This window comes from Actinoplanes lutulentus (genome assembly GCF_003259845.1).
Lineage (GTDB): Bacteria > Actinomycetota > Actinomycetes > Mycobacteriales > Micromonosporaceae > Actinoplanes > Actinoplanes lutulentus.
The window spans coordinates 256207-279910 of record NZ_QLMJ01000002.1 but is presented as its reverse complement, the minus strand read 5'-3'; the positions used below and the strand labels follow the sequence as shown (position 1 = coordinate 279910).

The following is a 23704-nucleotide window of genomic DNA, read 5'->3' as shown; positions in this document are numbered from 1 at the left end:
TCAATTAGGCTGTGCACAAGCAAGGGAAAGGAGCCGGGATGGGACGCCCGAGCATGGCGGCCGAGCGGATCGAGCAGATCATGCAGGCCACCGGCCACTGTTTGCGCAAGAACGGCCTGGCCGGCACCACGCTCGAACGGGTCTCCGAGGAGTCCGGGCTGAGCCGCAGCCACGTCCGGCACTACGTCGGCAACCGCGACGACCTGCTGCGCAAGTTCGCCGGCTGGCTCTACACCGGTTACCAGGCCGAGTTCATCGACCGGGTCGCGGCCGCACCCCAGCGGGAGAAGCTGGCGATGACGATGGACTACCTGTTCAGCACCGGTTTCCTGCCGATCAGCGACGACGACACGGTGATCCGCGAGCTGATCACCGCGGGTGTCGCCGACGAGAGCATCCGCGCCACCCTGCAGGGCCACTACACCCGGGCGATCCAGACCGTCGAGGACGCCATCGCCGCCGAGCACCCGGGCGCGCCGGCCGGAGCGCGGCGCTCGGTCGCGTACGGACTCTGGTGCCTCGCGATGGGCAACTCGATGATGGCCGAGCTCCAGCTCCCGGTCGCGTCCGGCGGCTTGGTCCGCACCGCCGCCGAGGGCATGCTCGAGAAGTTCAACCACGGCTGACCGCCCGCGACGGCACCCATCCCGGCCTCGGCACCGACGCCACCAGCCGCTGGGTATAGGCAGCCGCAGGCGCCTCCAGCACCTCGGCGACCAGCCCGGACTCGACCACCTTCCCCCGGCACATCACCACGACGTCCTCGCAGACGTGCCGCACCACCGACAGATCATGGGTGATGAAGAGGTAGGCCACCCCGGTCGCGGCCCGCGCGTCCACCAGCAGATTCAGGATCTGCGCCTGGATCGACACGTCGAGCGCCGCGACCGCCTCGTCGAGCACCAGCAGCTTCGGGTTCGGGGCGAGCGCCCGCGCGATCGCCACCCGCTGGCGCTGCCCGCCGGACAGATGCCGCGGCAGCGATTCGCCCAGCTTGCGGTCCAGGCCGACGAGATCGAGCAGCTCGTCGATCCGCGCGGCCCGGCTCCGCCGGTCCATCTCGCGATCATGGTGGGCCAGGACCTCACCGAGGCAGTCACTCACCGTCTGCCGACGATCAAGGGAGAGGTACGGGTCCTGAAACACCATCTGTACGAAGGACGCCCGCCTCCTCCGGTCCAGAGTAGCCGCGCCGTCGAGCAGGACCGTGCCCGAGGTGGCCTTCTCCAGCCCGGTGACGATCCGCGCGCAGGTGGTCTTGCCGGAGCCGGACTCACCGACCACCGCGAGGGACCCGCCGGCCGGCACGGTGAAGCTGACCCCGTCCACGGCAACGAAGTCCTTGAACTGTTTCCGCAGGTCCCGGACCTCCAGCAACGGCGTGTTCACCGAACCTCCTCGGACAGCAGGTGGCAGGCCGCGAAACCGGATCCCACCGACAGCATCGGGGGATGCAGATCGCGACAAGCACTCTCCACAACAGGGCATCGGTCGGCGAAGACACACCCGGCCGGCGCGGTCAGCGCCGACTGCGGCGTTCCCGGCACGGTCCGCAGGCGTTCACCGGGCGGCACGGTTCCCGGCCGGGAACCCAGCAGCGCCTTCGTGTACGGGTGCCGCGCGTCGTCGTGCAGCCGATCAGCCGGCAGGATCTCGACGATCTCCCCGGCGTACATGACCGCGATCCGGTCGCAGACGGCGGCGGCCAGCTCCAGGTCGTGGGTGATGAACAGCAGCGCGGCCGACCGCTGTCGGCGCTGCTCGTTCAGGATCGCGACCACTTCTTCCTGAGTGGTCACGTCGAGGGCCGTGGTCGGCTCGTCGGCGAGGATCAGCTTCGGCTCGGTCAGCAGCGCGGCGGCGATCACCACACGCTGCAACAGGCCGCCGCTCAGTTCGTACGGTCGCTGGGAGAGCCTGCGCCGCACATCGTCGACGCCGACCTCGGCGAGTGACCCGGCAGCGCGCCGCGTCGCCTCGGCCCGGCCGACGCCCTGGTCGCGCAGCACTTCGGTGAGGAAGTCACCGATCGTGCGGACCGGGTTGACCGTGGCGCGCGGGTCCTGGAAGACCATGGCGACGTCCCGTGACCGGAAACGACGCAGGTCAGCGGGCCCCAGCGAGCCGACGTCGATCCCGCCGAACCGCACCGAACCGTCGACTGTCGATCCGCCGGGCAGCAGCCGGACCACGGACTTGACCGTCATCGACTTGCCCGAGCCGGACTCGCCGACCAGGCCAACGGCCTCACCGGCGTGCACCGACAGGGTCACGTCCCGCAGGATCGGCCGCTCACCGAGGCTTACCCGGAGGCCGTCGAATTCCAGAAGAGGAGCAGTCATCGCACGTCACCACCGAATCGGACGGCCAGCCGCTCCGCGACGGCCGTGAACGCCACCACCGTGATCACCACGGCGACCGCCGCGATCAGGGACTGCTGCGGGAACCCGGCCAGGATCGACGGCTGACCGTTCGCGATCATCAGTCCCCAGTCGGCGGCCGGCGGTTGCAGCCCGAGACCCAGGAACGAGATCGACGCCAGGTCGATCATCGCGTACCCAAAGCCGATCGCGGCCTGGACCATCAGCAGTGGCGCGAGGTTGGGCAGCAGATGCCGCAGGCAGATGTGCAGTGAGGAGAAGCCCTGCACGCGCAGTGCCTCGATGTAGGGCAGGTTCCGCTCGCGCATCGCCGCGGCGCGCATGACCCGGGCGATGACCGGCACGAACGCGAGCGAGAGCGCCACCACCGGCGTGACGAACCCGGTGCCGAACAGCGCCGCCACGGTGATCGCCAGGACCAGGCCGGGGAACGCGAAGAGCACATCGAGCGCCCGGGACACCAGGTTGTCGAACCAGCCGCCGAACCAGGCCGCGCTGACCGCGAGCCCGGTGCCGAGCGTCCCGGCGGCGATCACCACGACCAGCGGTCCGGCCAGGCTGGTCCGCGCGCCGTAGACAAGGCGGGAGAGCAGGTCACGGCCGAGGTCGTCGGTGCCGAGCGGATGCGTGCCGGAAAACGGCGCATAGGCGTTCAGCGGGTCGACGGCGAACGGGTCGTGCGGGGCGATCCAGGGTGCGAGCAGCGCCATGAGCGCGACCAGGCCACAAACCGCGGCGGCGACCGGCGCTGCCCTGGGCGGGGTCCGGAGCATGATCGGCTTCATGACCGCTCCCTCAGCAGGCGTGGGTCGAGCACCGCGTTGAGCACGTCGACCAAGGTGTTGACCAGCACGAAGATGGCGACCAGCAGCAGCGCGATGGCCTGCACGACGACCATGTCCTGCCGCGCCGCGCTCTGCACCAGCAGCGAGCCGAGCCCGCTCACCCCGAACGCCTGCTCGGCCACCGCGGTCCCGGCGAACAGCGCGGCCACCGTGACGCCGGAGACCGCGAGAATCGGCGGCGCGGCGTTGCGCAGCACGTGCCGCCGCAGCACATGACGTCGCGGCAGCCCGCGCACCCGGGCGGCGGCCACGTGGTCGGAGGTGAGTTCGGCGCGTACCTCGGTCCGGGTGATCCGGCTGACGTAGGCGAGGTATCCCCCGCTGAGCGCCAGCGCCGGCAGCGTCAGGTGGTGGATCCGGTCGAGGAACCCGGTCCCCGATCCGTAGACCGGGAACCAGGACAGCTTCGTCGCGAACACCCAGATCAGCAGGATCGCCGCCACGAACGCCGGCGCCGCCATCAGCACCGTCGTGGTCACGGTCAGCACCCCGTCGACCGCCTTCCCGGCCACTCCCGCGAAGATCCCGGAGGCAACCCCCAAGATCAAGATCAGGAGACTTGCGTACGCGACGAGAAGCCCCGTTGTCGGCAACCGCGCCGCGATCAGGCTGGTGACCGGCTCCTTGAGCACCATCGAGTCGCCCGGATCACCGGTGAGCAGCCCGGACAGCCAGTGCCAGTACTGCAGCAGGAACGGGTCGTCCAGGTGGTACCGGGCCCGGATCTCGGCGAGCGCCGCCGGGTTGGGCTGGTGCCCACCGGCGAGCAGCGCGGCCGGATCGCCGGGCGCCAGGTAGAGGGCTCCGAAGATGACCAGGCTGGCCACCGCCACGGTGGCGACCAGCCCGGCCAGCTTGCGGCCGAGAAACAGGATCATGCGGCGCCGACCAGTGCTGCCCATGCCGTACTGATGTAGTTGAACGACGCCGGGGCACCGGTGATCCGCTTGTTCAGGTAGAGCCGGTTGTACGAGCCGGCCAGCGTGATCTGCAGTTTGGCCGGGCCGTAGATCGCCTGCGCGGCCACGAACTTCTGCGCCGAGACGACCGGGTCGGTCTCCGCGACGGCCGCGCCGATGTTCGCGGTGACCTCGGGATTCTCGTAGTTCGTCCAGTTGAACGGCGCGCCGGAGAAGACGAAGCCCGGCGCGTAGTAGAGCGCGCCCGGCACCTCCAGATAACCGGTGGTGGCGATCAGGTCGATGCCGGTCCGCAGCGCCGGGTCGTAGAAGAGGCCGGCGAACTCGGCGGGCTGGAGCTGCTTGATGGTGACGTTCAGGCCGATCTGCCCGGCGGCCGCCTGCGCGATCGTGGCGGTCTGCAGCAGCGACTGGTCACCGGCCGGCGTCGCGATCACCAGGTCGGTACGGCTCGGCGCGGCGTCGGCAACCAGCTTCTTGGCGGCTTCGAGGTCGGCCTTACTGGTGTCCGGCAGCGCCGCGTACCCGGCGTCGTAGACGTCCTTGGCCGGACTGCCCTGCCAGGCCAGCGGCGGGGTGAAGGTCTTGAGCGGCTCGCCGGCGCCCTTGAGCACGCTGGTCACGAAGCTGGTCTTGTCGATCGCCAGGTCCAGGGCCTGCCGGATCTTCGGGTCGGCGGCCGGGCCCTCGGCGGCGACCGCGCCCAGGCTGACCGTCTCGGTGCTCGGGCCGAAGTACAGCTTTCCGCTCGCCGAACGCTGCAGCGCGGCGATGCTGCCGACCGGCGCGCCGTACACGCCGTCCACCTCGCCGGAGAGAAGCGCGCTGGTCAGCGTGCTGCTGTCGGTGAGGAAGACGAAGTCGAAGGTGGCGGCCTTGGCCTTGCGGGCCGTGTCCCAGTACGCGTCGTACCGCTTCAGCGAGATCTTCTGGCCGCTGGTCCAGGTGCCGAGCTGGAACGGGCCGGTACACATCAGCCCGCCGCTCGCGGTGCCGAACGCCTGACCGGCCTTCGTCGCGAACTTCTCCTGGATGATCGAGCCGGGCACGCCGGCCAGGTCCGGGATGAACTGCACGTCCGGGGTCTTGAACGTCACCGTGACCTCGAGCGGCCCGGTCTCCTCGATCGTCGTGACGCTCGCGTAGACGTGCGCGGCGTACGACGCCAGCTTCGGGTCCATGTTCCGCTTGAGGCTGTAGACCACGTCGCCCGCGGTGAGCGGTGAGCCGTCCCAGAACGTCACGCCGTCGCGCAGGGTGATCACCACGGTGGTCGGGTCCTTCTGCGTCACCGCGCTGGCCAGGCCGGGCGCGGTGGAGAAGTCCGGCTCCAGGCGCAGCAGGCTCTCGCAGAGGTTGGTGCCGACCGTGTTGGCCGAGTAATCGCCGGTGCGGGCCGGGTCGAGCGAGGCCGGCTCGCCGGACGGCAGCGCCCAGGTCACCGTGTCGACGTCACCGGTGGCGGCCGGGGTCGTCTCGACCAGCTCGATCGCGCCCGCACCGGTCGCCGGCGCCTCCGCGGACCCCGAGCAGGCGGTCAGGGACAAGCCGAGGAGCAGGGCGATCGCGGATTTATGGACAGATCTCAATGTCACTCCCGGAACTGAAGCGCGGCGTTGACCGCCTCAGGTTTCCGCCCCAGGCCGTAGATTGTCAATCCTGGAAATCAACTATTAACTGCAGCTGTCCAACCAGTGATAACGAGGTATTCTGGATTGACGAAGAACCCTCGACCCCACCGAGACGGCACAGACACGGCGAGATCCGGCCGATGAGGTCGGTGTGGGTGCGGCGCAGCCCGCCGGGCTCCTCCGGCATCTGTGGTTGATCTACCTGGTCGTCGCATCGACGGCCGCTGTCGCGTACGTTCTGGTCCCCCTCAACGCCGCGACCCGGTGGATCTACGTGGCGGTGAACTGCACCGCCCCGATCGCCACGTGGTACGGCCTGGTCCGGCACACCCCGCGGCGGCGGACCGGCTGGCTGGTCATCGTGGCCGGGCTGGCCGCCTCCGGGATCGGCGACGTGCTCTTCGCCGGCTACACGTCCCGTGGGCTGACCGCGCCCTTCCCGTCCCCGGCGGACGCGCTCTACCTGCTCGGGCACGTCGGGATCGCGGCCGGCACCGCGGTGCTCGCGGCCCGTGCCGGCCGGACCGCGTTCATCGACTCGGCGGTCATCCTGTCGCCGCTCGCCGGTCTGGCCTGGATCCTGGTCCTGGAGCCGATCCGCACCCTCGACGGCACGCTGTCCGCACAGTTCGTGGCGGTCGCCGCTCCGGCCAGCACCCTCTTCGTCGTCTACTGCGCTCTGGCCCTCGCACTCGGCGTGGAGCTGCGCACCCCGGGCGTACGCGTACTGCTGCTCGGCCTGATCGCCTGGTTCCTCTCCGACGCGCTCTACACCCACCAGAGCCTGTCCGGCACATACGTCGAGGGCGGCCCGATCGACCTCGGCTGGATGGCGATGCCGATCCTGATCGCCACGGCCGGCCTGCACCCGTCGATGGTCACCACCACGCCGCGCCGGTCCGCGCTGGTTATGCTGACCGTGCCGCGGGCCGTCACGCTCTTCTGCGCCTCGCTCGTGCTGCCGACAGTGCACCTGTTCTGGGAACCGGTGCCGGACACCCCGCTGATCCTCGGCGCCTCGATCTCGATGTCGCTGGTCGCGGTACGCCTGATCGCGCCGATCCACGAGCTGGCCCGCCGAGCCGGGCACGATCCGCTGACCGGGCTGGTCAACCGCAGCCTGCTGATGGACCGGATGCACCTGGCGCTCAGCTCGTTGCCGGCCGACGGGCGTACCCGGGTGGGTCTGCTCTTCTGCGACCTGGACCATTTCAAGACGGTCAACGACAGCCTCGGCCACGACGCCGGTGACCAGCTGCTGATCGCCATCGCCGACCGGATGCGCGCCTCGGTCCGGGCCGGCGACGTGGTCTGCCGGCTCGGCGGCGACGAGTTCGTGGTGCTGATGCCGGCCGTCACCGAACAGGAGGCGGACGACATCGCCGCCCGGGTCACCGCCGACCTCGCCGAGCCGCTGCGCCTCACCGACGGCAGCGACTTCTTCCCGTCGCTGTCGATCGGGCTGCGCACCACCGGCGACACCACCGCCGACCCGGACGCGCTGCTCCAGGACGCCGACACCGCGATGTACCAGGCCAAGGCCGCCGGCCGGGGCCGGATGGTCCGCTTCGACGCGCAGAGCCGGGCCGAGGCAGCGCTGCGCCTGCGCCGCGACGCCGACTTCCGCCGGGCCCTGCAGCATCCGGGCGAGCTGTTCTGCGTCTACCAGCCGGTGTTCCGCGTCGGCGACGGCACGCTCAGCTCGGTCGAAGCCCTGGCCCGCTGGCAGCACCCGGCCGACGGCATCCTGCCGCCGGCCGCCTTCGTCCCGGTCGCCGAGGCCAGCGGCACCGTCGACCAGCTCTTCGCCGCGGTGATCGAGCAGGCCCTGCACGAGCAGCGCACCTGGTACAACCGGACCGGCCGCTGGATCCCGATCGCGGTGAACCTCTCCCCCCGCCAGCTGGACGCCACCACCGCCGAGGCGGTGCTGGCAGCACTCCAGGTGGCCGGCACCCCCGCCGAGGCCCTGACCCTGGAGCTCACCGAGACCGGCCTGGCCGAACCGGAAACGGTGGAGGCCGCCCTGGGCCCGCTGCGCCGAGCCGGCGTGAAACTGGCGGTGGACGACTTCGGTACGGGCTACTCCTCGATGGCCCGGGTGGCCGACCACGGCTGGGACATCGTGAAGATCGACCGCACCTTCGTCGCGGGCATCGCCCACGACCAGGCCAGACGCAGCCTCGCCGACGCGATGGTCGGCATGGCTCACGCCCTCGGCATGGTCTCGGTAGCCGAGGGCGTCGAGGACCCCGCCGACCTGCGCGTGCTGCGCGAGCTGGGCTGCGAGTACGCCCAGGGCTTCCTGCTGGCCCACCCGATCGACGCCACCGGCATCCTCGACCTCCTCTCCACCCTCGACCAGAACCGCCTGTCCCTCACAGCCGCCACCGCGTACAGCCACCAGCCATAGGCGACAGCCGACGGCCCCGGGGTGGCATCACCCACCGATAGGGGCAGAGCCGCCCATCCCCCGTGGAAGCGGCCGCTCCGCAATCCCCCGTGCATGCGGCCGGTCTGGTTCCCCCGTGGATGCGGCCGCTTCGGATCAGCCCGGTTCGTTCCAGGCCCCGTGTCGATTTCGGGTTCAATCCGCACCCGAACTCGACACGCAGCGGTGGCTCATAGAGAGCGATCAGCGGTCACGGCGGGGCACGGCGCGAGCCGTAGCTCAGACATGTCATGTGGCTGCGATGACATGTCGGAGCTACGGCTCGGGTCGCTCGGCCGTAGTTCAGCCACCTTATGAGAAGCCGATAACCCATCTGAGCTACGGCTCGCCCCGCGGCCGGCACGCCCATCGGCCGGCACGCCCATCGGCCGGCACGCCCCGCGGTCGGCACGCCCCGCGGTCTGTTCGGCTTTCGACCTGGGCGGGCCGAAGTCGGCACGCCGCGGGCGGTCCGCCGGTGTGTGTCGAGTTGGGGCGTGTCGAGTTGGGGCGGGGATCGAACCTGAAGTCGACACGGGCGAGCGGCTTGCGGTGTGTGTGTCGAGTTGGGGCGGGGATTGAACCTTAAATCGACACGGGCGTGCTGGGTTGGGGGTGAGGGGACGCCGGGCCGGTGGCGGGGTGCGCCGGGGGGAGGGGCGTCAGTGGTCCGGGGATTACGGGGGTGGGCGGTTACGCGTACCTAAGAGGGAGCGCGACGGAAGGTGCGGAGAGTGAGCAGGGACACTTTCGATACGAGACCGTTCCGTTTCTGGCGGGCGGGCGTTAGGTTGCTTTGAGATACGGAACGGTTCCGTTTCGCAAAGGTTTCGGGGGCACCTCGCATGTCAACCCAAGCTCAACCAATGACCGGGCATCCCCGGCGCTGGGCGATCCTCAGCGTGCTGGTCATCAGCCTGCTGGTGGTCGTGCTCGACAACACCGTGCTCAACGTGGCGATGCGGACGATCGCTGACCCGGAGCACGGGCTCGGCGCCAGCCAGAGCGAGCTGGAGTGGGCGATCAACTCGTACACTCTGGTCTTCGCCGGCCTGCTCTTCACCGCCGGCATCCTGGCCGACCGTTTCGGCCGCCGGCTCAGCCTCGTGTTCGGCCTGATCGTTTTCGGCCTCGCGTCGCTGTTCTCGGCATACGCCACCAGCCCGGACATGCTGATCGCGGCCCGCGCCGTGATGGGCCTCGGCGCCGCGGCGGTCATGCCGGCCACTCTCTCGATCATCGCCAACGTCTTCGACCCGCGGGAGCGGGCCCGCGCCATCGGTGTCTGGGCCGGCGCGGTCGGCCTGGCCGTGGCGATCGGCCCGGTGCTCGGCGGCGTGCTGCTGGAGCACTTCTGGTGGGGCTCGGTCTTCCTGATCAACGTGCCGATCGTGATCGCCGGCGTCGCGCTGGTCTTCATTCTGGTGCCGGAGTCGCGTGACCCGAAGCCCAGCCGCATCGACGTGCTCGGCGTGCTGCTGTCGATCATCGGCCTGACCCTGATCACCTACGGCGTGATCAAGGGTGGCGAGGACGGCTTCGGCGAGCCGCTGGCCTGGGGCACCCTCGGCGGTGGCCTGCTGGTGATGGTCGCTTTCATCCTCTACGAGCGCCGGATCAGCTTCCCGTCGCTGGACGTCCGGCTCTTCTCGAACCGTCAGTTCTCCGCCTCGACCGGCATCATCGGCCTGGTCTTCTTCGCGGCGATGGGCTCGATGTTCTTCGGCGCCTTCTACCTGCAGATGGTCCGCGGGTACGGCCCGCTGATGTCCGGCGCGCTGTTCGTGCCGTTCGCGCTCGGTCAGATGGTCTTCGCGCCGCTGAGCTCGAACATGGTCAAGAAGTTCGGCCCGAAGGCGGTCAGCACGGTCGGCCTGATCCTGGTCGCCGGCGCGCTCGCCACCTGGGTGTTCATCGGCACCGACACCCCGATCTGGGTGGTCGCCCTGACGTTCTTCGTGCAGGGCGTCGGCATGGCCAACGTGATGCCGCCGGCCACCGAGGCGATCATGTCGGCGCTGCCCCGGGAGAAGGCCGGTGTCGGCTCCGCGGTCAGCAACACGATCCGTCAGCTGGGCGGCGCGCTCGGCGTCGCGGTTCTCGGCGCGGTCGTCTCCTCGGTCTACCGGGAGAACCTGACGGCACCCGCCGGTCTGCCGGACGCGGTCGCCGACCAGGCCCGCGAGTCGATCGCCGGCGCGTACGCGGTCGCCGGTCAGGCCGGACAGGCCGCACCCGCACTGCTGACCGGCGCAAATGACGCGTTCGTCACGGCGATGCACTACGCGTCCGCCGGTTCGACCGTCTTCGCCCTGCTCGGCGCGCTCGTCGCGGTGCTCTTCCTGCCGGGCAAGCGTCCCTCGTCCGCCCCCGCGCCCGCCGCGGTGGAGGACGCCGCGCTGGTCGACGCGTAAACCTCTCGGTAACAATGAACGCCATGAGCACCAGCACCGATGCCGGCCAGGAGCGCAAGGCTCCTGGCCGGCCCCGCAACGCCCAGGCCGACGAGGCCATCCTCGAAGCGGTGCTGGAGCTGCTGAACGAGGGTCAGAGCGCCGCCGCCGTCTCGATCGAGGCGGTGGCGGCGCGGGCCGGCGTCGGCAAGGCCACGATCTACCGCCGCTGGCCGAACAAGGAGGCGCTGCTCGCCGACGCGGTCCGCGCCATGAAGGGCCCGCTGCCGGAGCTGGCCGGCGTCTCGGTCCGCGAGGACCTGATCGCGCTGATCCAGGCGAACCGCACACCGCACGCGAAGCGGTACGGCAACGTCACCGCCTGCCTGCTCCCCGAGATCATCAAGGACGAGGCGCTCGGCCGGATGCACCGGGCGGTCATCGAGCCGCGCCGCGAGGTGATGCGTGAGGTGCTGCGTCGCGGCATCGCGACCGGTGAGCTGCGCGCCGACCTCGACGTCGAGCTCACCCAGCTGATGCTCTCCGGCCCGTCGATGGTCCAGTCGATGCTGCGCCTGCAGGACCTGGTGCCGGACGAGAACTTCGCCGAGAAGATCGTCGACGCGGTCCTGCGCGGCGCGTCAGCCTGACGACGGTGGTCGCGAGTCCGCTCACCGCGATCGCGACCACCCAGGCCACGGCGAACCCGATCAGCGGCCGGTCGGCGAAGGCCACCCCGCCGAGATAACCGAGCAACACCGCCTGCGCGGCCCAGATCGCCGCGCCGGCGGTGGTGAAAGCGGTGAAGGCGCGGCGAGGGAATCGGGTCGCGCCGGCGGTGAACGCGGTCGCCGAGCGCACCCCGGGCACGTACCGTCCGAGAACGATCAGTGTTCCGCCGTGCCGGCGCATCACCGCGAGCACCCAGTCGTGCAGGGCCGTGCCCCGGGCGCCGCGCCGCAGCCGGCCGGTCACCGCGGGACCGCTGCGCCACCCCGCCAGGTACGCGAGATGGTCGCCCGCGCACACCCCGGCGGTCGCCGCGAGGATCACCGCGACCGGCACCGCCTCGCCGTGCGCCGCGGCCGCCACACCCACCGCCACCACCATCGTCTCGGCCGGGATGAACGGCAGCACCACGTCGAGGAGCGTCGCGGCCAGCACCACGAGCAGCACCCAGCGGGTGTTCACCAGCAGATCGAGGTCGTGCGGCATGATCGGCAGATTCTCAGCCCCGGGCAGCGGCGGCATGACATCGGTGGATACACCCGGCATCGCTTCGTGATCGGTACCGGTGCGGTTCCCGATTCGCCAGCGAAAACCTGTTCATTTACGTTGCAATCGGTGCATGAGAGAAGACCCGTCCGAATCCGCACAGGCTAGGACCGAGGTTCGGGCGGCGCTGCACGCGTGGCGGGACAGCCTGGTCGACCTCGGCGACACCAACCGGCTCATCAATTTCCCGACCGACCATCCGGACCTCGTCGAGGTGGTCGGCCCGGAGCCCGAGGCGGTGGTGAGCACCCTGCATCGGGGTGCCGAGTGCGCGCTCGTCGGCACCGGCGCCGATCCGCAGCGGAACGCGACGTCCGAGGACGTTCTGCGTACCGAAATGCCCGACCTGGCGCTGGACGCCGCGCTGCGGCGGATGTTGAAGAAGTCCCGGCAGGAGTATCTGGACCGGGGTGTCTCGGTGCTGCACCTGGTGCTCGGGCTGCTGCGCTGGCGTGACGAGGAGGAGAACCCGTTCGCCAGCCCGATCCTGCTGATGCCGGTGGAGCTGGTCACCGCCGGGCCCGGTGATCCGCCCCGGCTGCGGCTGCGCGACGACGAGACCGTGCTCAACCCGGCTCTCGCGATCCGGCTGCGCCGGCTCGGGATGGAACCACCGGTGCTGGAGCACCACGAACCGGACGTGGCCCGGATCTGGTCCGGCCTGCAGAGCACCGTCGCCCGGCGCCGCGGCTGGCACGTGGAACGCAGCGTCCTGCTCTCCTGTCTCACCTTCCACAAGGAGGCGATCTACCGGGACCTGATGGTCAACGAGGATCGGATCCTGTCGCACCCGGTGGTGCAGGCGCTCGCCTCGCCGAGCGGGCGGCAGGCCGGCACGTTCCGGTTCGCCCCGGTGCCGCCCGCGGTCGTGGACCGGGTCGCCCCGCCCGAGCACGTGCCGCTGGTGCTCGACGCCGACGCGTCGCAGCGAGCCTGCATCGCGGCCGCCGTGGCCGGGCACAGCTTCGTGATGGACGGTCCGCCCGGCACCGGCAAGTCGCAGACCATCGCCAACATGATCGGCGGCCTGCTGCACGCCGGTAAGCGGGTTCTCTTCGTCTCGGAGAAGGCGGCCGCGCTCGACGTGGTCCACCACCGGCTCGTCGAGGCCGGCCTGGACCGGTACGTCCTGGAGCTGCACGGGCACAAGGCCGGCCGCAAGGAGGTGGCGACCGCGCTGGCCGCCGCCCTCGACGACAGCCCGCCGCCGGCCGACGGCCCGGACACCGCCGACCGCCGGGGCACCCGCGAGCGGCGCGAGCAGCTCAGCGCGTACGCGGCCGCGATGAACGAGATCCGCTCGCCGCTCGGCCGCAGCCTGCACCACGTGCTCGGGGTCTGCGCCCGGCTGGAGGACGCGCCGGCCGCGCCGGTCCCGGTGATCGCGCCCGAGACGGTGACGCCGGAGTCGGTCCGCCGGGTCATGCAGGCCGTCGGCGGGCTCTCCACCGCGTGGCGGACCGTGGTGGCCCGCGACGAGCTGCCCTGGCGTGACGTGATCCAGCGGGAACCTCTCGACCCGGCGCTGTCCACGGCCGAACGCGCCCTGGCCGGGCTGACCCGGGCGGTGCTGGCCGACCGTGCCCCGGTGGAGGCGTTCGGTCTGAGCGGCACCGAGGACGCCGGCACCCTGGCCCGGCTCGCCGCGCACGCCGACCAGCGCCCGCCGCACGTGCGCGACGAGTGGCTGACCGCGGCCGCGCTGGACGACGTCCGGCACGCCGCCGAGGCGCTGGGCCGCGACCTCACCACGGTCCGGGCGGCCCGCGACGCCGCGACGAAACGGGCCGGCGCCACCTGGTCGGCGCTGCCCGACCCGGCCGGGCTGCCCGAGGTTCCCGACCTGAGCGGGCTGACCCCGCCGCCGGTCGACCTGGAGACGCTGACCGCCACCGAGGCCGACCGGCAGGCGAAGGTGTGCACCGAGGCGGCCGACAACCTGGAACGGCACCGGGCCGTCATCGACCGGCTCACCGTGAAACTGGGCCTGCCGAACGCGGTCAAGGTCGCCGACATCGGGCGGGTGGCGACCATCGCCGAGCTCGGCGGCGGCGCGCACCGGCCGGAGCCGTTCTGGTTCTCACCCGGTGTGGCCGGCACCGTCGCGGCCGGTGCCCCGGCACTGCGCCGGGCGCTGGAGAACCTGACCGCCGCGGAGATGCGGGCCCGGCCGTTCTTCACCGAGGCGATCCTGACCCAGCCGGTCGAGGAGCTGTCCGACCGGTTCACCCGGGTGCATCGCGGGTGGCGCAAGATGCTCGGGGCGTACCGGCGGGATCGGCGGATCATCGCGGCGTTCGTGCAGCCCGCGGCGGCGGTCCGGGACGCGTTGCCGCGGCTGGAGACGGCGGTGGCCTGGCAGCGGGCGCGGCAGGACCTGGCGGCGGCCGAGTCGGCGTACGGGGCCGCGCTGGGCCGGTACTGGCAGGGACCGGGCACCGACTTCACCGCGATCGACGAGGCGCTGGGCGTCGTGGAGACCGCGATGCGGGCGGCTCCTCCGGCGGCGGTGCAGGCCGTGGCCGCGTACGTCTGCGCTCCGGAACCGGACCAGGAGCTGATCCGGCTCGCCACGGCGGCCCGGGACGCGGTGCTCGCAAAGCAGCCCGGGCCCTATGCGGCGGATCGGCCGGAGCTGCTCAACGGCCCGATCGACGTGGCCGTGGCCTGGCTGCGGGCGCACGCCGGCGCGCTCGCCGCGGTGGCCGGTGTGGTGCACGCCTATGACGTGGCCACCGGGCGGGCGCTGGACTATGCCGAGGTGATGCGGCTCGGCCGGCTCCGGGAGGACGTGGCCTCGGCGGAGGCGTCGATCGCGACGAACACCGCGAGCTATGTGGACGTGTTCGGTGACGCGTACCGGGGTGGGGAGACCGACGAGGCGGCGCTGGCCGCCGCGGTCGGGTGGGCGGCCACCACGCGTGGCCTGCTCACCGGCGTGGAGCAGCCGCTCACCGCCGCCCAGGCGCGGGCGCTGCACGATCTGCGCCCGATGGCCGGCCTCGACCAGCTGGCCGAGCAGTGGGCGCAGGCCCGGCAGGCCGTGCTTGACGCGTTCGGGCCGGCCCGCCGCATCGAGCTGGCGGCCGAGCTCGGCGACCACGACCGGGCGTCGGAGTTCCTGCGCCGGATCCGCGGTGACGCGGACGGCCAGGAGGAGTGGTTCGCCGCTCTCGACGCCCGTGCCGTGCTCAGCGGGCACGGCCTGGACGGGGTGGTGGAGTTCTGCGCCGACCGCCGGCTCGACGCCGAGCAGGTGCAGCCGACCGTGGAGCGGGCGCTCTTCCGGGCCTGGGTGGACGCGATCATCCAGGCCGACCAGCGGCTGCGCCCGTGGCGTTCCGGCGACCGGGACCGCCTGGTCGCCGAGTTCCGGGCGCTGGACGGCCGGCTGGCCGCCGCCGCGGTCAGCGACATCGCCGCGTCGGTCGGCTCGCGCCGGCCGGACGCCGACAGCCAGGCCGCCGGCCTGCTGCGCAGCGAGGCCATGAAGGCCAGCCGCCACCTGCCGGTACGCGAACTGATCGGCCAGGCCCGTGACCTGGTCCTGGGTCTGCGGCCGTGTTTCCTGATGTCCCCGCTGACGGTGAGCCAGTCGCTGCCCGCGGACATCCGGTTCGACGTGGTCATCTTCGACGAGGCGTCCCAGGTGACACCGGCCGACGCGATCAACTGTGTCTACCGGGGCGCCGCGCTGATCACCGCGGGCGACGACCGGCAGCTGCCGCCGACCTCGTTCTTCGACCGGGCGCTGGGCTCCGGCGAGGAGCCGGACTCCGAGCTGGCGGTCCTCGACTTCGAGTCGGTGCTGGAGCTGGCGAAAGGCTGCGGCGCGTTCGCCAGCCTGGGCCTGAACTGGCATTACCGCAGCCGGCACGAGGCACTGATCGCGTTCTCCAACCACGCGTTCTACCAGGGCCGGCTCAGCGTCTTCCCGAGCGCGAACACCGGCGGGCCGGACACCGGCGTGGCGTTGCTGCCGGCCGGTGGCGTGTACCGGCGCAGCACCGGCCGGGACAACCCGGTCGAGGCGGAGCGGGTGGCCGAGCGGATCGTGCACCACTTCACCACCCGGCCCGGCCTGTCGCTGGGGGTGGTGACGTTCTCGATCGCGCAGGCCGAGGCGATCGAGCGCGCGGTCGAGGTGGTCGCGGCCGGCCGGCCGGAGCTGGAGCGGATCCTCGACGACGACCGGCTGCACGGCTTCTTCGTGAAGAGCCTGGAGGCGGTGCAGGGCGACGAGCGGGACGTGATGATCTTCTCGATCGGGTACGGCTTCGACGAGGCCGGCAAGATCAGCGCGAACTTCGGGGCGCTGAACCGGCCGAACGGCTGGCGCCGGCTCAACGTGGCGATCACCCGCGCCCGGTACCGGGTGGAGATCGTCACCTCGATCATGGCCCGGGACGTGCCGGATACCGACAACGAGGGTGTCCGGCTGCTCGCGTCCTACCTCGATTACGCCGAGCGCGGCCCGGCCGCCCTGGACGTGGCGGTGCCGGAACGCGCCGCCGAGGTGGCCGACGGGCCGTTCCAGGAGTCGGTCATCGAGACCCTGCGGTCCTGGGGTTACCCGGTGCAGGCGAACCTCGGCTGGGCCGGCGGGCGCGTCGACCTGGGCGTACGCAGGCCGGACCGGCCGGACAGCGGTTACCTGCTCGGTATCCGGTGCGACGGCGGGGCGTACGGCGGTTGCACGGCGGCACGGGACCGGGACCGGCTCAGTGAGCAGGTTCTGCTCGGGCTGGGCTGGAACCTGCACCGGATCTGGGCGATCGCCTGGTACCGGGACCGGGCCGGCGAGGAGGCCCGGCTGCGGGCCGCGCTGGAGTCCGCGGCGGGCGGCCCGCGCGCCAAGCTCACCGAGCGGCGGAACCTGATCGCCGTGCCTTCTCCGGCAAGCTCGTGAGGCCTTCGAGTTGAACGATCAGCTGTTCCGGGTCGGCACCAGGATCGATCCGGAACAGCTGCTCGGGGTGCAGCGGCGGCACCGCGACGTGCGAGATCAGCGGGTGGAACGGCCGGTGGTCCTGCTCGCCCGCCCCGAAGAGGGTCTCTTCGAGCTTCTCCCCCGGCCGCAGCCCGGTGTACCGGATCTCGACCGGGTTCGGGCCGAGCTGGGCCATCTGGCGGGCCACCTCGGCGATCCGGACCGGCTTGCCCATCTCCAGCACGAGCGCCTCGCCGTCGCGGCCGATCGCCGCGGCCTGGATCACGAGGTGCACCGCTTCCTGGGTGGTCATGAAGTACCGCGTGACGTCCGGGTGGGTGACCGTCACCGGGCCGCCGTCGGCGATCTGCGCGCTGAACGTGGTGAAGACCGACCCGCGGCTGCCGAGCACGTTGCCGAACCGGACGCTGAGGAACATGCCGGGCCGATGGCTCGCGGTCCACGCGGTGAGCCGTTCGGTGACCCGCTTCGAATAGCCGAGGACGCTGGTCGGGTCGGCGGCCTTGTCGGTCGAGATGTTGACGAAGCGTTCCACCTCGCCGGCGGCGTCGAGGACGTTGAGCGTACCCAAGATGTTGGTTTTGAGGGCTTCTGCCGGGTAGTTCTGGAGCAGTGCGAGGTGCTTGAGCGCGGCCGCGTGGAAGACCACCTCGGGGCGGCGGCGCTGGAAGATCTCCCGGATCCGTTCGGCGTCGCGCAGGTCGGCGAGGATGACGTCCGGGTCGTCGAGCCGGCCCATCGCGCTGATCGACAGCTGCACGGCCTGCAGCGCGCTCTCGTCGCGGTCCAGCATCATCAGCGCGGCCGGCTGGAAACGGTGGATCTGCCGGCACAGCTCCGAGCCGATCGACCCGCCGGCGCCGGTGACCAGGACCCGCTTGCCGGTGAGATAGCCGGCGATGGCGTGCAGGTCGGTCTCGATCTGGTGCCGGCCGAGCAGGTCGGTGACCTGCACGTCGCGGATGTCGTCGACGGCGACCGGGTGGTCGGCCAGCTCGCTCATCGACGGGACCACCTTGAACGCGGCGCCGGCCTCGGTGGTGAGGTCACGGACCGCGCGGACCAGCTCCGCCTCGGCGTTGGCCACGGCGAAGACCAGCAGGCCCGCGCCGGTGCGTTCGAGGACCGCCGGGATGTCGTCGCGGGCACCGAGCACCGGCACGCCGAGGATGTGCAGCCGCCGCTTCTGCGGGTCGTCGTCGATCAGGCCGATCGGCAGATATTGACCGTCCGGGTCGTGCAGCATCGATCGCAGCAGCAGCGAGCCGGCCTCGCCCGCGCCGAAGAGCAACACCGGCTTGGCGATCCGCCGGTCTGGGCGGCGCTGTCGCTGCCGCCGGGCCCGTTGCGCATAGCGAACCCCGAGCATGAGTACGAGCGCGACGGCTCCGCCGACGAGCGGGACCGGTGCCGGGACGGGACGGCGGGAGAAGAGCACGTCGAGCACGAGCAGCACGGCCGCGGTGGCGCCGGTGGTCAGCGCGACGGCTCGGACCTCTTCGAAGCTCGCGTACGGGAACCGCCCCCGGTACAGGTGCCGGGCGTGGCCGACCGCGAGGTGCAGGACCACGGCCAGGGCCACGGCCAGCAGGAACCCGGCGAGCCGTCGCCGGTCCGGGGCAGCGTCGTACCGGGCCACCATCGCGGCGAACAGCCCGATGACCCAGGCGGCCGCGTCCACGGCGGCCGGGATGAGCCGGCGGTGACGGAGGGTCCAGGCGCGTAGATGCAACGTCGTCCTCCCAGCAGCAAAAGGCCGGTCTCCGCGACGTTATCAGCATGTTTTTTGAAAAAAGCGGACTTTCTAGATACAGCCACTCCGGGGGGAATATCACCTTTACCGTGACAAGAAGTCACGGGGACGGGGAGGTCTGCCATGGGCCTGCGCGACTACCTCGGCGTCGCCAAGAGACATTGGTGGCTGCTGGCGGTCTGGGTCCTCGTCGCGCTCGCCGGCGCCCTGGTCGTGAACCTGCGCACCACCCCGGTGTACGCGGCCCGCGTCACCTTCTTCTTCACGGCTCCGATGGCCGCCGCCGCGGAGCTCTACCCCGCCAGCATGTTCAGTTCCGGCCGCCTCGCCACGTACGCCAAGTTGCTCACCAGCGACGAGATCTCGGCACCGCTCGCCGCCATGCCGGAGGTGGGCCTGTCCGCTACCGAGATGGCCGAGCGGATCACTTCCGAGACGATCGCCGACACGGTCCTGATGGAGGTCACGGTGGAAGACCCGTCCCGGAGACGTGCCCTGTTCGTGGCGGAGAAGCTGTCGGTGCTCTTCAAGGTCGCCGTGGAGAAGCTGGAGTGGCAGCAGGAGGGCAACGCGTCGGCGATCCGGGTCGAGGTGGTCAACGGCCCGCACCTGGACGCCGACCCGGTCGCGCCGCAGCCGCTGAACAACTTCGCGCTCGCCATGATGGGCGGCCTGATCATGGGCGCCGGCTCCGCCGTGGTCCGCGAGATCGCGGACAGCACGATCCGCAGCGCGGATGCCTTGCGTACGCTCGCCAGCACCCCGGTCCTGGCCCGGATCCCGCTCGACGGCCGGGTCCCGATGCGGGCCGGCCCGTTCGTCTCGGCGAAGGACTCACCGCGCACCGAGGCGCTGCGCCAGGTTCGTACCCTGCTCCAGTCGGCCGCCGCCGAGCAGTCGCTGAAGACCCTCGCGGTGACCAGCGCGGTTCCGGGCGAGGGCCGGTCGGCGACCGCGTGCAGCCTCGCCCTGCTCTTCGCCGAGACCGGGCAGCGGGTCCTGGTCGTCGACGCCGAGCTGCGCCGGCCCCGGCTGGCCCGGTTCCTCGGCCAGGAGAGCTCGATCGGGCTGAGCACCGTGCTGGCCGGCGGTGCCAGCGTCGACCAGGTCATCCAGCCGTGGGGCGCCGGGCTCTGGCTGCTCGCCGGTGGCCAGTGCCCGCCGAACCCGAGCGAGCTGCTCAGCTCACCGCGGATGACCGAGGTGGTCGACGAGGTACGCCGCCGCTTCGACGTAGTGATCTTCGATTGCCCGCCCCTGCTCCCAGTGACCGACGGCGAGGTGCTGGCCGCCCGTGCCGACGGCACGCTGCTCGTGGTCCGGTACGCGAAGACCACCGGCGCGCAGGTCACCGGCGCGGTCCGGGCTCTGCACGGGGTGAACGCCACCCTGCTCGGCTGCGTCCTGAACATGGTGCCGCTCAAGGGCCCGGACGCGTTCCCCAGCTTCGACCAGTACACCGCCGGCACCGCACCGAAGCGCAGGCGCCGCCGCCGGGCGAACCCGTGGGCCCGCGAGTCTCTGGGGGTGGCGGCATGAGCAAGCCCGGAGCACCCGGCAGTTTCAGCACCGAGGCCGAGCGCCAGGTCCCGGGCCGGATCGCGGAGATCTTCTCCAGCAGCCCGGACGAGCTGCCGGTCCGGCTCGCGAACATGGCCCGGTACGCCCGCCGCGCCCAGGTCACCCGCTTCGCCGCCCTCTACGAACTGTTCAAGCTGGCACTGCCGGTGAAGGGCTCGATCGTCGAGTGCGGTGTCTTCCGCGGCGCGTCGTTCATGACGTTCGCCCAGCTCAGCGCGGCCCTGGAGCCGACCAACCTGACCCGGCGGATCTACGGGTTCGACTCGTTCGGCGGCTTTCCCTCGGTCGCCGAGCAGGACCGGCCGCAGACCACCGAGGTCCGCGCCGGTGACCTCGCGTCGGACAGCTATGACGAGCTGAACCGGCTGCTGGAGGTCTACGACACCGACCGGTTCCTCGGCCACCTGCCGAAGGCCCGGCTGATCCGCGGCGACGTCACCACGACGATCCCGGCGTTCGTGGCCGAGAACCCGCACCTGGTGATCAGCCTGCTCTTCCTCGACCTGGACCTGTACGAACCGACCCGGGTGGCGCTGCAGCAGTTGCTGCCCCGGATGCCGCGTGGGGCCGTGCTCGCCTTCGACGAGCTGGACAATCCGCTCTGGCCCGGCGAGACGGCGGCGGTGCTCGACGAGATCGGCCTGAACCACCTGGAGCTGCGGCGCTTCGACTTCGACCCGTACATCGGATACGCGGTGCTGCGATGAGCTCTCTGTCCCTGGCGCAGGCCGTCCGCACCGACGTGCTCCGGATGACCAGTATCGGCCGCAGCTCGCACGTCGGCTCCGCGCTGTCCTGCGCCGACATCCTGGCCGTGCTCTACGCCGGTGTCCTGGAGGTCCACCCGGAGAACCCGGACTGGCCGGACCGGGACCGCGTGATCATGAGCAAGGGCCACGCCGGCGCCGCCCTGTACGCGGTCCTCGCCGAGAGCGGCTTCTTCGACCCGGCCGTGCTGCACCGGCACTACCAGAACGGCTCGTACCTGTCCGGGCACGTCAGCCACGTCGGCATCCCGGGTGTCGAGTTCTCCACCGGCTCGCTCGGCCACGGGCTCCCGGTCGGCGCCGGGCTGGCCTGGCGTGCCCGGCAGACCGGCCGGTCCTGGCGGACGTATGTGCTGCTCGGCGACGGTGAGTGCGACGAGGGCAGCATCTGGGAGGCGGCGATGTTCGCCGGCCACCACGAGCTGGCGAACCTGGTCGCGATCGTCGACTACAACCGGATGCAGTCGCTCGGCACCACCGAGGAGACGCTGCGCCTGGAGCCGTTCGCGGAGAAGTGGCGGGCGTTCGGCTGGGACGTCGCCGAGGTGGACGGGCACGACCACGGCCAGCTGGACATCGCACTGCGGGTGCCGCGCAGCGCCCGCCGGGCCCGGCCGCGCTGCGTGCTCGCGCACACCGTCAAGGGCAAGGGCGTCTCCTTCATGGAGGACCAGGTGCTCTGGCACTACCGGCCGCCGTCACCCGACGAGCTCGAACGAGCCCTGGCCGAAATCGGAGTCACCACCGGATGAGGAACCGTTTCTTCACCGGGCTGCTGACCGCCGCGCTGGTCGACCCGGACCTCGTGCTGATCACCGCCGACCTGGGTTTCGGCGCGGTCGACGACTTCGCGGCGGCCCGGCCCGGGCAGTTCGTGAACTGCGGTGTCGCCGAGCAGAACATGGCCGGGCTGGCCGCCGGGATCGCCCTCGGTGGCGGCCGGGTGTTCACGTACTCGATCGCGAACTTCCCGACGCTGCGCTGCCTGGAGCAGATCCGCAACGACATCTGTTACCACCACGCGGACGTGACGGTGGTGGCGGTGGGTGGCGGGCTCGCGTACGGGGCGCTCGGCATGTCGCACCACGCCACCGAGGACCTGGCGATCATGCGGGCCCTGCCCGGGATGGCGGTCGCGGCGCCCGGCGACCCGGCCGAGGTGGACGCGGTCCTGGACGATCTGCTGACCATCGGCGGTCCCGCGTACCTGAGGCTGGGAAAAACCGGTGAACGGACCGTGCACACCGCCGGGGTGTCCGCGCCGCGAGGCGCATCGATCTTTGTAAGAGACCACGATCAGAAAACCGTGCTTCTCTGCTCCACCGGCGCGATCCTCGACGAGGTCAGCGTGGCGGCGGACGAGCTCGGCGCGGACGTGCGGTCCTTCCCCTGGCTGGACCCGTTCGACGCGGCCGCGATCCGCGAGGCGGCGGCCACCTACCGGCTGATCGTCACGGTCGAGGAGCACTCCATCGTCGGCGGCCTGGGCAGCGCGGTCGCCGAGGTGCTGGCCGAGCAGGCGGCCGGTACGCCGCTGCTCCGGATCGCGCTGCCCAACCAGTCGTCCTCGGTCGTCGGGGACCAGCAGTTCCTGCGCACCGCGTTCGAGCTCGACGCCGAGTCGATCAGCCGGCGCGTCCGCAACCACCTGGAGGCGAACCGTGGACTGGCGAGTCAGATTCGTTGACTACCCCGAGCAGTGGCGGCGGCAGCGGGCCGAGCTGCTGCCGATCATCGAGGACACCATCGCCCGGGGTGACCTCATGCTCCGGCAGCAGCTGCACGACTTCGAGGAGCACCTGGCCGCGTTCAACTCCTCACCCCGGGCGGTCGGGGTGAGCAACTGCACCGACGGGCTGCGGCTGCTCGCGCACGCACTCGACATCGGGCCGGGCGACGAGGTGGTGACCGTGGCGCACACGTTCATCGCCACGGTCTCGCCGTTCGTGCTGCGCGGTGCGAAACCGGTCTTCGTCGACATCGGCGACGACCATCTGATGGACACGTCGAAGCTGGCCGACGCGGTCACCGAACGCACCAAGGTGATCATTCCGGTGCACCTGAACGGGCGTACCGTCGACATGAACGCGGTCGGCAAAGCCGCCGCGTCGGTGGGGGCCGTGGTCCTGGAGGACGCCGCTCAGGCGCTGGGCGCGACGTTCGACGGCCGGACCGCCGGCACGTTCGGGCTGGCCAGCACCTATTCGTTCTATCCGGCGAAGATGCTCGGCGCGCTCGGTGACGCCGGCGCGGTGCTCACCGGCGACCAGGACCTGGCGGACCGGCTGCTGCGGCTGCGCGACCACGGCCGGGTGCAGAAAGCCGAGATCGACGGCTGGGGTTACAACTGCCGGCTCGACAACCTGCAGGCCGCGATCCTGGACTACCGGCTCAGCAAGCTGGCCGGGTGGATCGAGCGGCGCCGCGAGCTGGCCCGCCGGTACGACGAGCGGCTCTACGACATCGAGGCCCTGCGGATCCCGGTCGGGCCGGACGCCGACCCGCTGCGCCACGACGTCTACCAGAACTACCCGGTCACCACGGAGGAGCGCGACCGGCTCTTCGAGCATCTGCGCGCCGACGGCATCGAGACCCTGATCTCCTGGCCGATCCCGCTGCACCACCAGCGCGGCCTGGGCCTCGAACACTGGCAGCTGCCGCGTACCGAACAGCTCTGCCGGCAGGTGCTCTCGCTGCCGATGCAGGTGGAGCTGGAGAACTGGCAGGTCGACCACGTCGCGGACAGTGTCCGCCGGTTCTTCGGGGCATAGACACC

At 71.3% G+C, this 23704-nt stretch carries 16 protein-coding genes and 1 pseudogene; 10 read left to right on the top strand and 7 right to left on the bottom strand.

Annotated elements, in window-relative coordinates:
* Window positions 1-38: 38 nt before the first annotated feature.
* Window positions 39-626, top strand: a complete 588-nt coding sequence (locus B0I29_RS04735; RefSeq protein WP_146616719.1) for a TetR/AcrR family transcriptional regulator — start codon at window positions 39-41, stop codon at window positions 624-626.
* Here the strand turns inward: B0I29_RS04735 and B0I29_RS04730 are convergent.
* The 5 genes from B0I29_RS04730 to B0I29_RS04710 are packed head-to-tail and all read right to left on the bottom strand — an operon-like array spanning window position 613 to window position 5735.
* Window positions 613-1389 carry an ATP-binding cassette domain-containing protein gene (locus B0I29_RS04730; RefSeq protein ID WP_111647597.1) on the bottom strand — a complete coding sequence of 259 codons (777 nt, stop codon included), beginning with the start codon at window positions 1387-1389 and terminating at the stop codon, window positions 613-615. The genes B0I29_RS04735 and B0I29_RS04730 overlap by 14 nt on opposite strands.
* Complete coding sequence (locus B0I29_RS04725; RefSeq protein WP_111647596.1) at window positions 1386-2342, bottom strand: ABC transporter ATP-binding protein; 957 nt, start codon at window positions 2340-2342, stop codon at window positions 1386-1388. The genes B0I29_RS04730 and B0I29_RS04725 overlap by 4 nt, the downstream gene beginning before the upstream one ends.
* On the bottom strand, window positions 2339-3166 hold the full coding sequence (locus B0I29_RS04720) for an ABC transporter permease (protein WP_111647595.1): 828 nt from the start codon (window positions 3164-3166) through the stop codon (window positions 2339-2341). Before B0I29_RS04720 ends, B0I29_RS04725 begins: the two co-directional genes overlap by 4 nt.
* Window positions 3163-4104: an ABC transporter permease gene (locus B0I29_RS04715; RefSeq protein ID WP_181557690.1), complete on the bottom strand. Its 942-nt coding sequence runs from the start codon at window positions 4102-4104 to the stop codon at window positions 3163-3165. The genes B0I29_RS04720 and B0I29_RS04715 overlap by 4 nt, the downstream gene beginning before the upstream one ends.
* Window positions 4101-5735, bottom strand: coding sequence for an ABC transporter substrate-binding protein (locus tag B0I29_RS04710; RefSeq protein ID WP_181557689.1), 1635 nt, complete (start codon window positions 5733-5735; stop codon window positions 4101-4103). The genes B0I29_RS04715 and B0I29_RS04710 overlap by 4 nt, the downstream gene beginning before the upstream one ends.
* A gap of 193 nt (window positions 5736-5928) precedes the next feature.
* Between B0I29_RS04710 and B0I29_RS04705 the strand changes: the two genes are divergently transcribed.
* The 3 genes from B0I29_RS04705 (at window position 5929) to B0I29_RS04695 (ending at window position 11251) form a co-directional block, all read left to right on the top strand.
* Window positions 5929-8190 carry a putative bifunctional diguanylate cyclase/phosphodiesterase gene (locus B0I29_RS04705; protein WP_111647593.1) on the top strand — a complete coding sequence of 754 codons (2262 nt, stop codon included), beginning with the start codon at window positions 5929-5931 and terminating at the stop codon, window positions 8188-8190.
* 863 nt (window positions 8191-9053) lie between these two features.
* On the top strand, window positions 9054-10622 hold the full coding sequence (locus B0I29_RS04700; RefSeq protein ID WP_111647592.1) for an MFS transporter: 1569 nt from the start codon (window positions 9054-9056) through the stop codon (window positions 10620-10622).
* A gap of 14 nt (window positions 10623-10636) precedes the next feature.
* Window positions 10637-11251: a TetR/AcrR family transcriptional regulator gene (locus tag B0I29_RS04695; protein WP_111647591.1), complete on the top strand. Its 615-nt coding sequence runs from the start codon at window positions 10637-10639 to the stop codon at window positions 11249-11251.
* Window positions 11252-11357: 106 nt separating this feature from the next.
* Here B0I29_RS04695 and B0I29_RS46525 read toward each other — a convergent pair.
* Window positions 11358-11816: pseudogene (locus tag B0I29_RS46525) on the bottom strand (DedA family protein); the annotation flags it as partial.
* A 133-nt stretch (window positions 11817-11949) separates the two neighbouring features.
* Here B0I29_RS46525 and B0I29_RS04685 point away from each other — a divergent pair.
* On the top strand, window positions 11950-16785 hold the full coding sequence (locus B0I29_RS04685; RefSeq protein WP_111647589.1) for a DUF4011 domain-containing protein: 4836 nt from the start codon (window positions 11950-11952) through the stop codon (window positions 16783-16785).
* On the opposite strand, the gene B0I29_RS04680 is transcribed toward B0I29_RS04685, so the two are convergent.
* A complete protein-coding gene (locus tag B0I29_RS04680) occupies window positions 16736-18559 on the bottom strand; it encodes a polysaccharide biosynthesis protein (protein ID WP_245972233.1) in 1824 nt (607 codons plus the stop codon). The genes B0I29_RS04685 and B0I29_RS04680 overlap by 50 nt on opposite strands.
* 144 nt (window positions 18560-18703) lie before the next feature.
* Here B0I29_RS04680 and B0I29_RS04675 point away from each other — a divergent pair, with 144 nt between their 5' ends.
* The 5 genes from B0I29_RS04675 to B0I29_RS04655 are packed head-to-tail and all read left to right on the top strand — an operon-like array spanning window position 18704 to window position 23699.
* The gene (locus tag B0I29_RS04675) at window positions 18704-20119 is read left to right on the top strand and encodes a tyrosine-protein kinase domain-containing protein (RefSeq protein ID WP_111647588.1); all 1416 of its coding nucleotides are present in this window, start codon (window positions 18704-18706) and stop codon (window positions 20117-20119) included.
* Window positions 20116-20868, top strand: coding sequence for a TylF/MycF/NovP-related O-methyltransferase (locus B0I29_RS04670; protein WP_111647587.1), 753 nt, complete (start codon window positions 20116-20118; stop codon window positions 20866-20868). Before B0I29_RS04675 ends, B0I29_RS04670 begins: the two co-directional genes overlap by 4 nt.
* Window positions 20865-21680, top strand: coding sequence for a transketolase (locus B0I29_RS04665; protein ID WP_111647586.1), 816 nt, complete (start codon window positions 20865-20867; stop codon window positions 21678-21680). Before B0I29_RS04670 ends, B0I29_RS04665 begins: the two co-directional genes overlap by 4 nt.
* Window positions 21677-22615, top strand: coding sequence for a transketolase family protein (locus B0I29_RS04660; protein WP_111647585.1), 939 nt, complete (start codon window positions 21677-21679; stop codon window positions 22613-22615). Before B0I29_RS04665 ends, B0I29_RS04660 begins: the two co-directional genes overlap by 4 nt.
* Window positions 22590-23699, top strand: a complete 1110-nt coding sequence (locus B0I29_RS04655; protein WP_111647584.1) for a DegT/DnrJ/EryC1/StrS family aminotransferase — start codon at window positions 22590-22592, stop codon at window positions 23697-23699. The genes B0I29_RS04660 and B0I29_RS04655 overlap by 26 nt, the downstream gene beginning before the upstream one ends.
* Window positions 23700-23704: the final 5 nt, after the last annotated feature.

Bases quoted from the DNA above. Each gene is read 5' to 3' on its own strand.
- B0I29_RS04735 (WP_146616719.1), top strand. From the start codon at position 39: ATGGGACGCCCGAGCATGGCGGCCGAGCGGATCGAGCAGATCATGCAG.
- B0I29_RS04725 (WP_111647596.1), bottom strand. From the start codon at position 2,342: ATGACTGCTCCTCTTCTGGAATTCGACGGCCTCCGGGTAAGCCTCGGT.
- B0I29_RS04720 (WP_111647595.1), bottom strand. From the start codon at position 3,166: ATGAAGCCGATCATGCTCCGGACCCCGCCCAGGGCAGCGCCGGTCGCC.
- B0I29_RS04715 (WP_181557690.1), bottom strand. From the start codon at position 4,104: ATGATCCTGTTTCTCGGCCGCAAGCTGGCCGGGCTGGTCGCCACCGTG.
- B0I29_RS04700 (WP_111647592.1), top strand. From the start codon at position 9,054: ATGTCAACCCAAGCTCAACCAATGACCGGGCATCCCCGGCGCTGGGCG.
- B0I29_RS04695 (WP_111647591.1), top strand. From the start codon at position 10,637: ATGAACGCCATGAGCACCAGCACCGATGCCGGCCAGGAGCGCAAGGCT.
- B0I29_RS04685 (WP_111647589.1), top strand. From the start codon at position 11,950: ATGAGAGAAGACCCGTCCGAATCCGCACAGGCTAGGACCGAGGTTCGG.
- B0I29_RS04675 (WP_111647588.1), top strand. From the start codon at position 18,704: ATGGGCCTGCGCGACTACCTCGGCGTCGCCAAGAGACATTGGTGGCTG.
- B0I29_RS04670 (WP_111647587.1), top strand. From the start codon at position 20,116: ATGAGCAAGCCCGGAGCACCCGGCAGTTTCAGCACCGAGGCCGAGCGC.
- B0I29_RS04665 (WP_111647586.1), top strand. From the start codon at position 20,865: ATGAGCTCTCTGTCCCTGGCGCAGGCCGTCCGCACCGACGTGCTCCGG.
- B0I29_RS04660 (WP_111647585.1), top strand. From the start codon at position 21,677: ATGAGGAACCGTTTCTTCACCGGGCTGCTGACCGCCGCGCTGGTCGAC.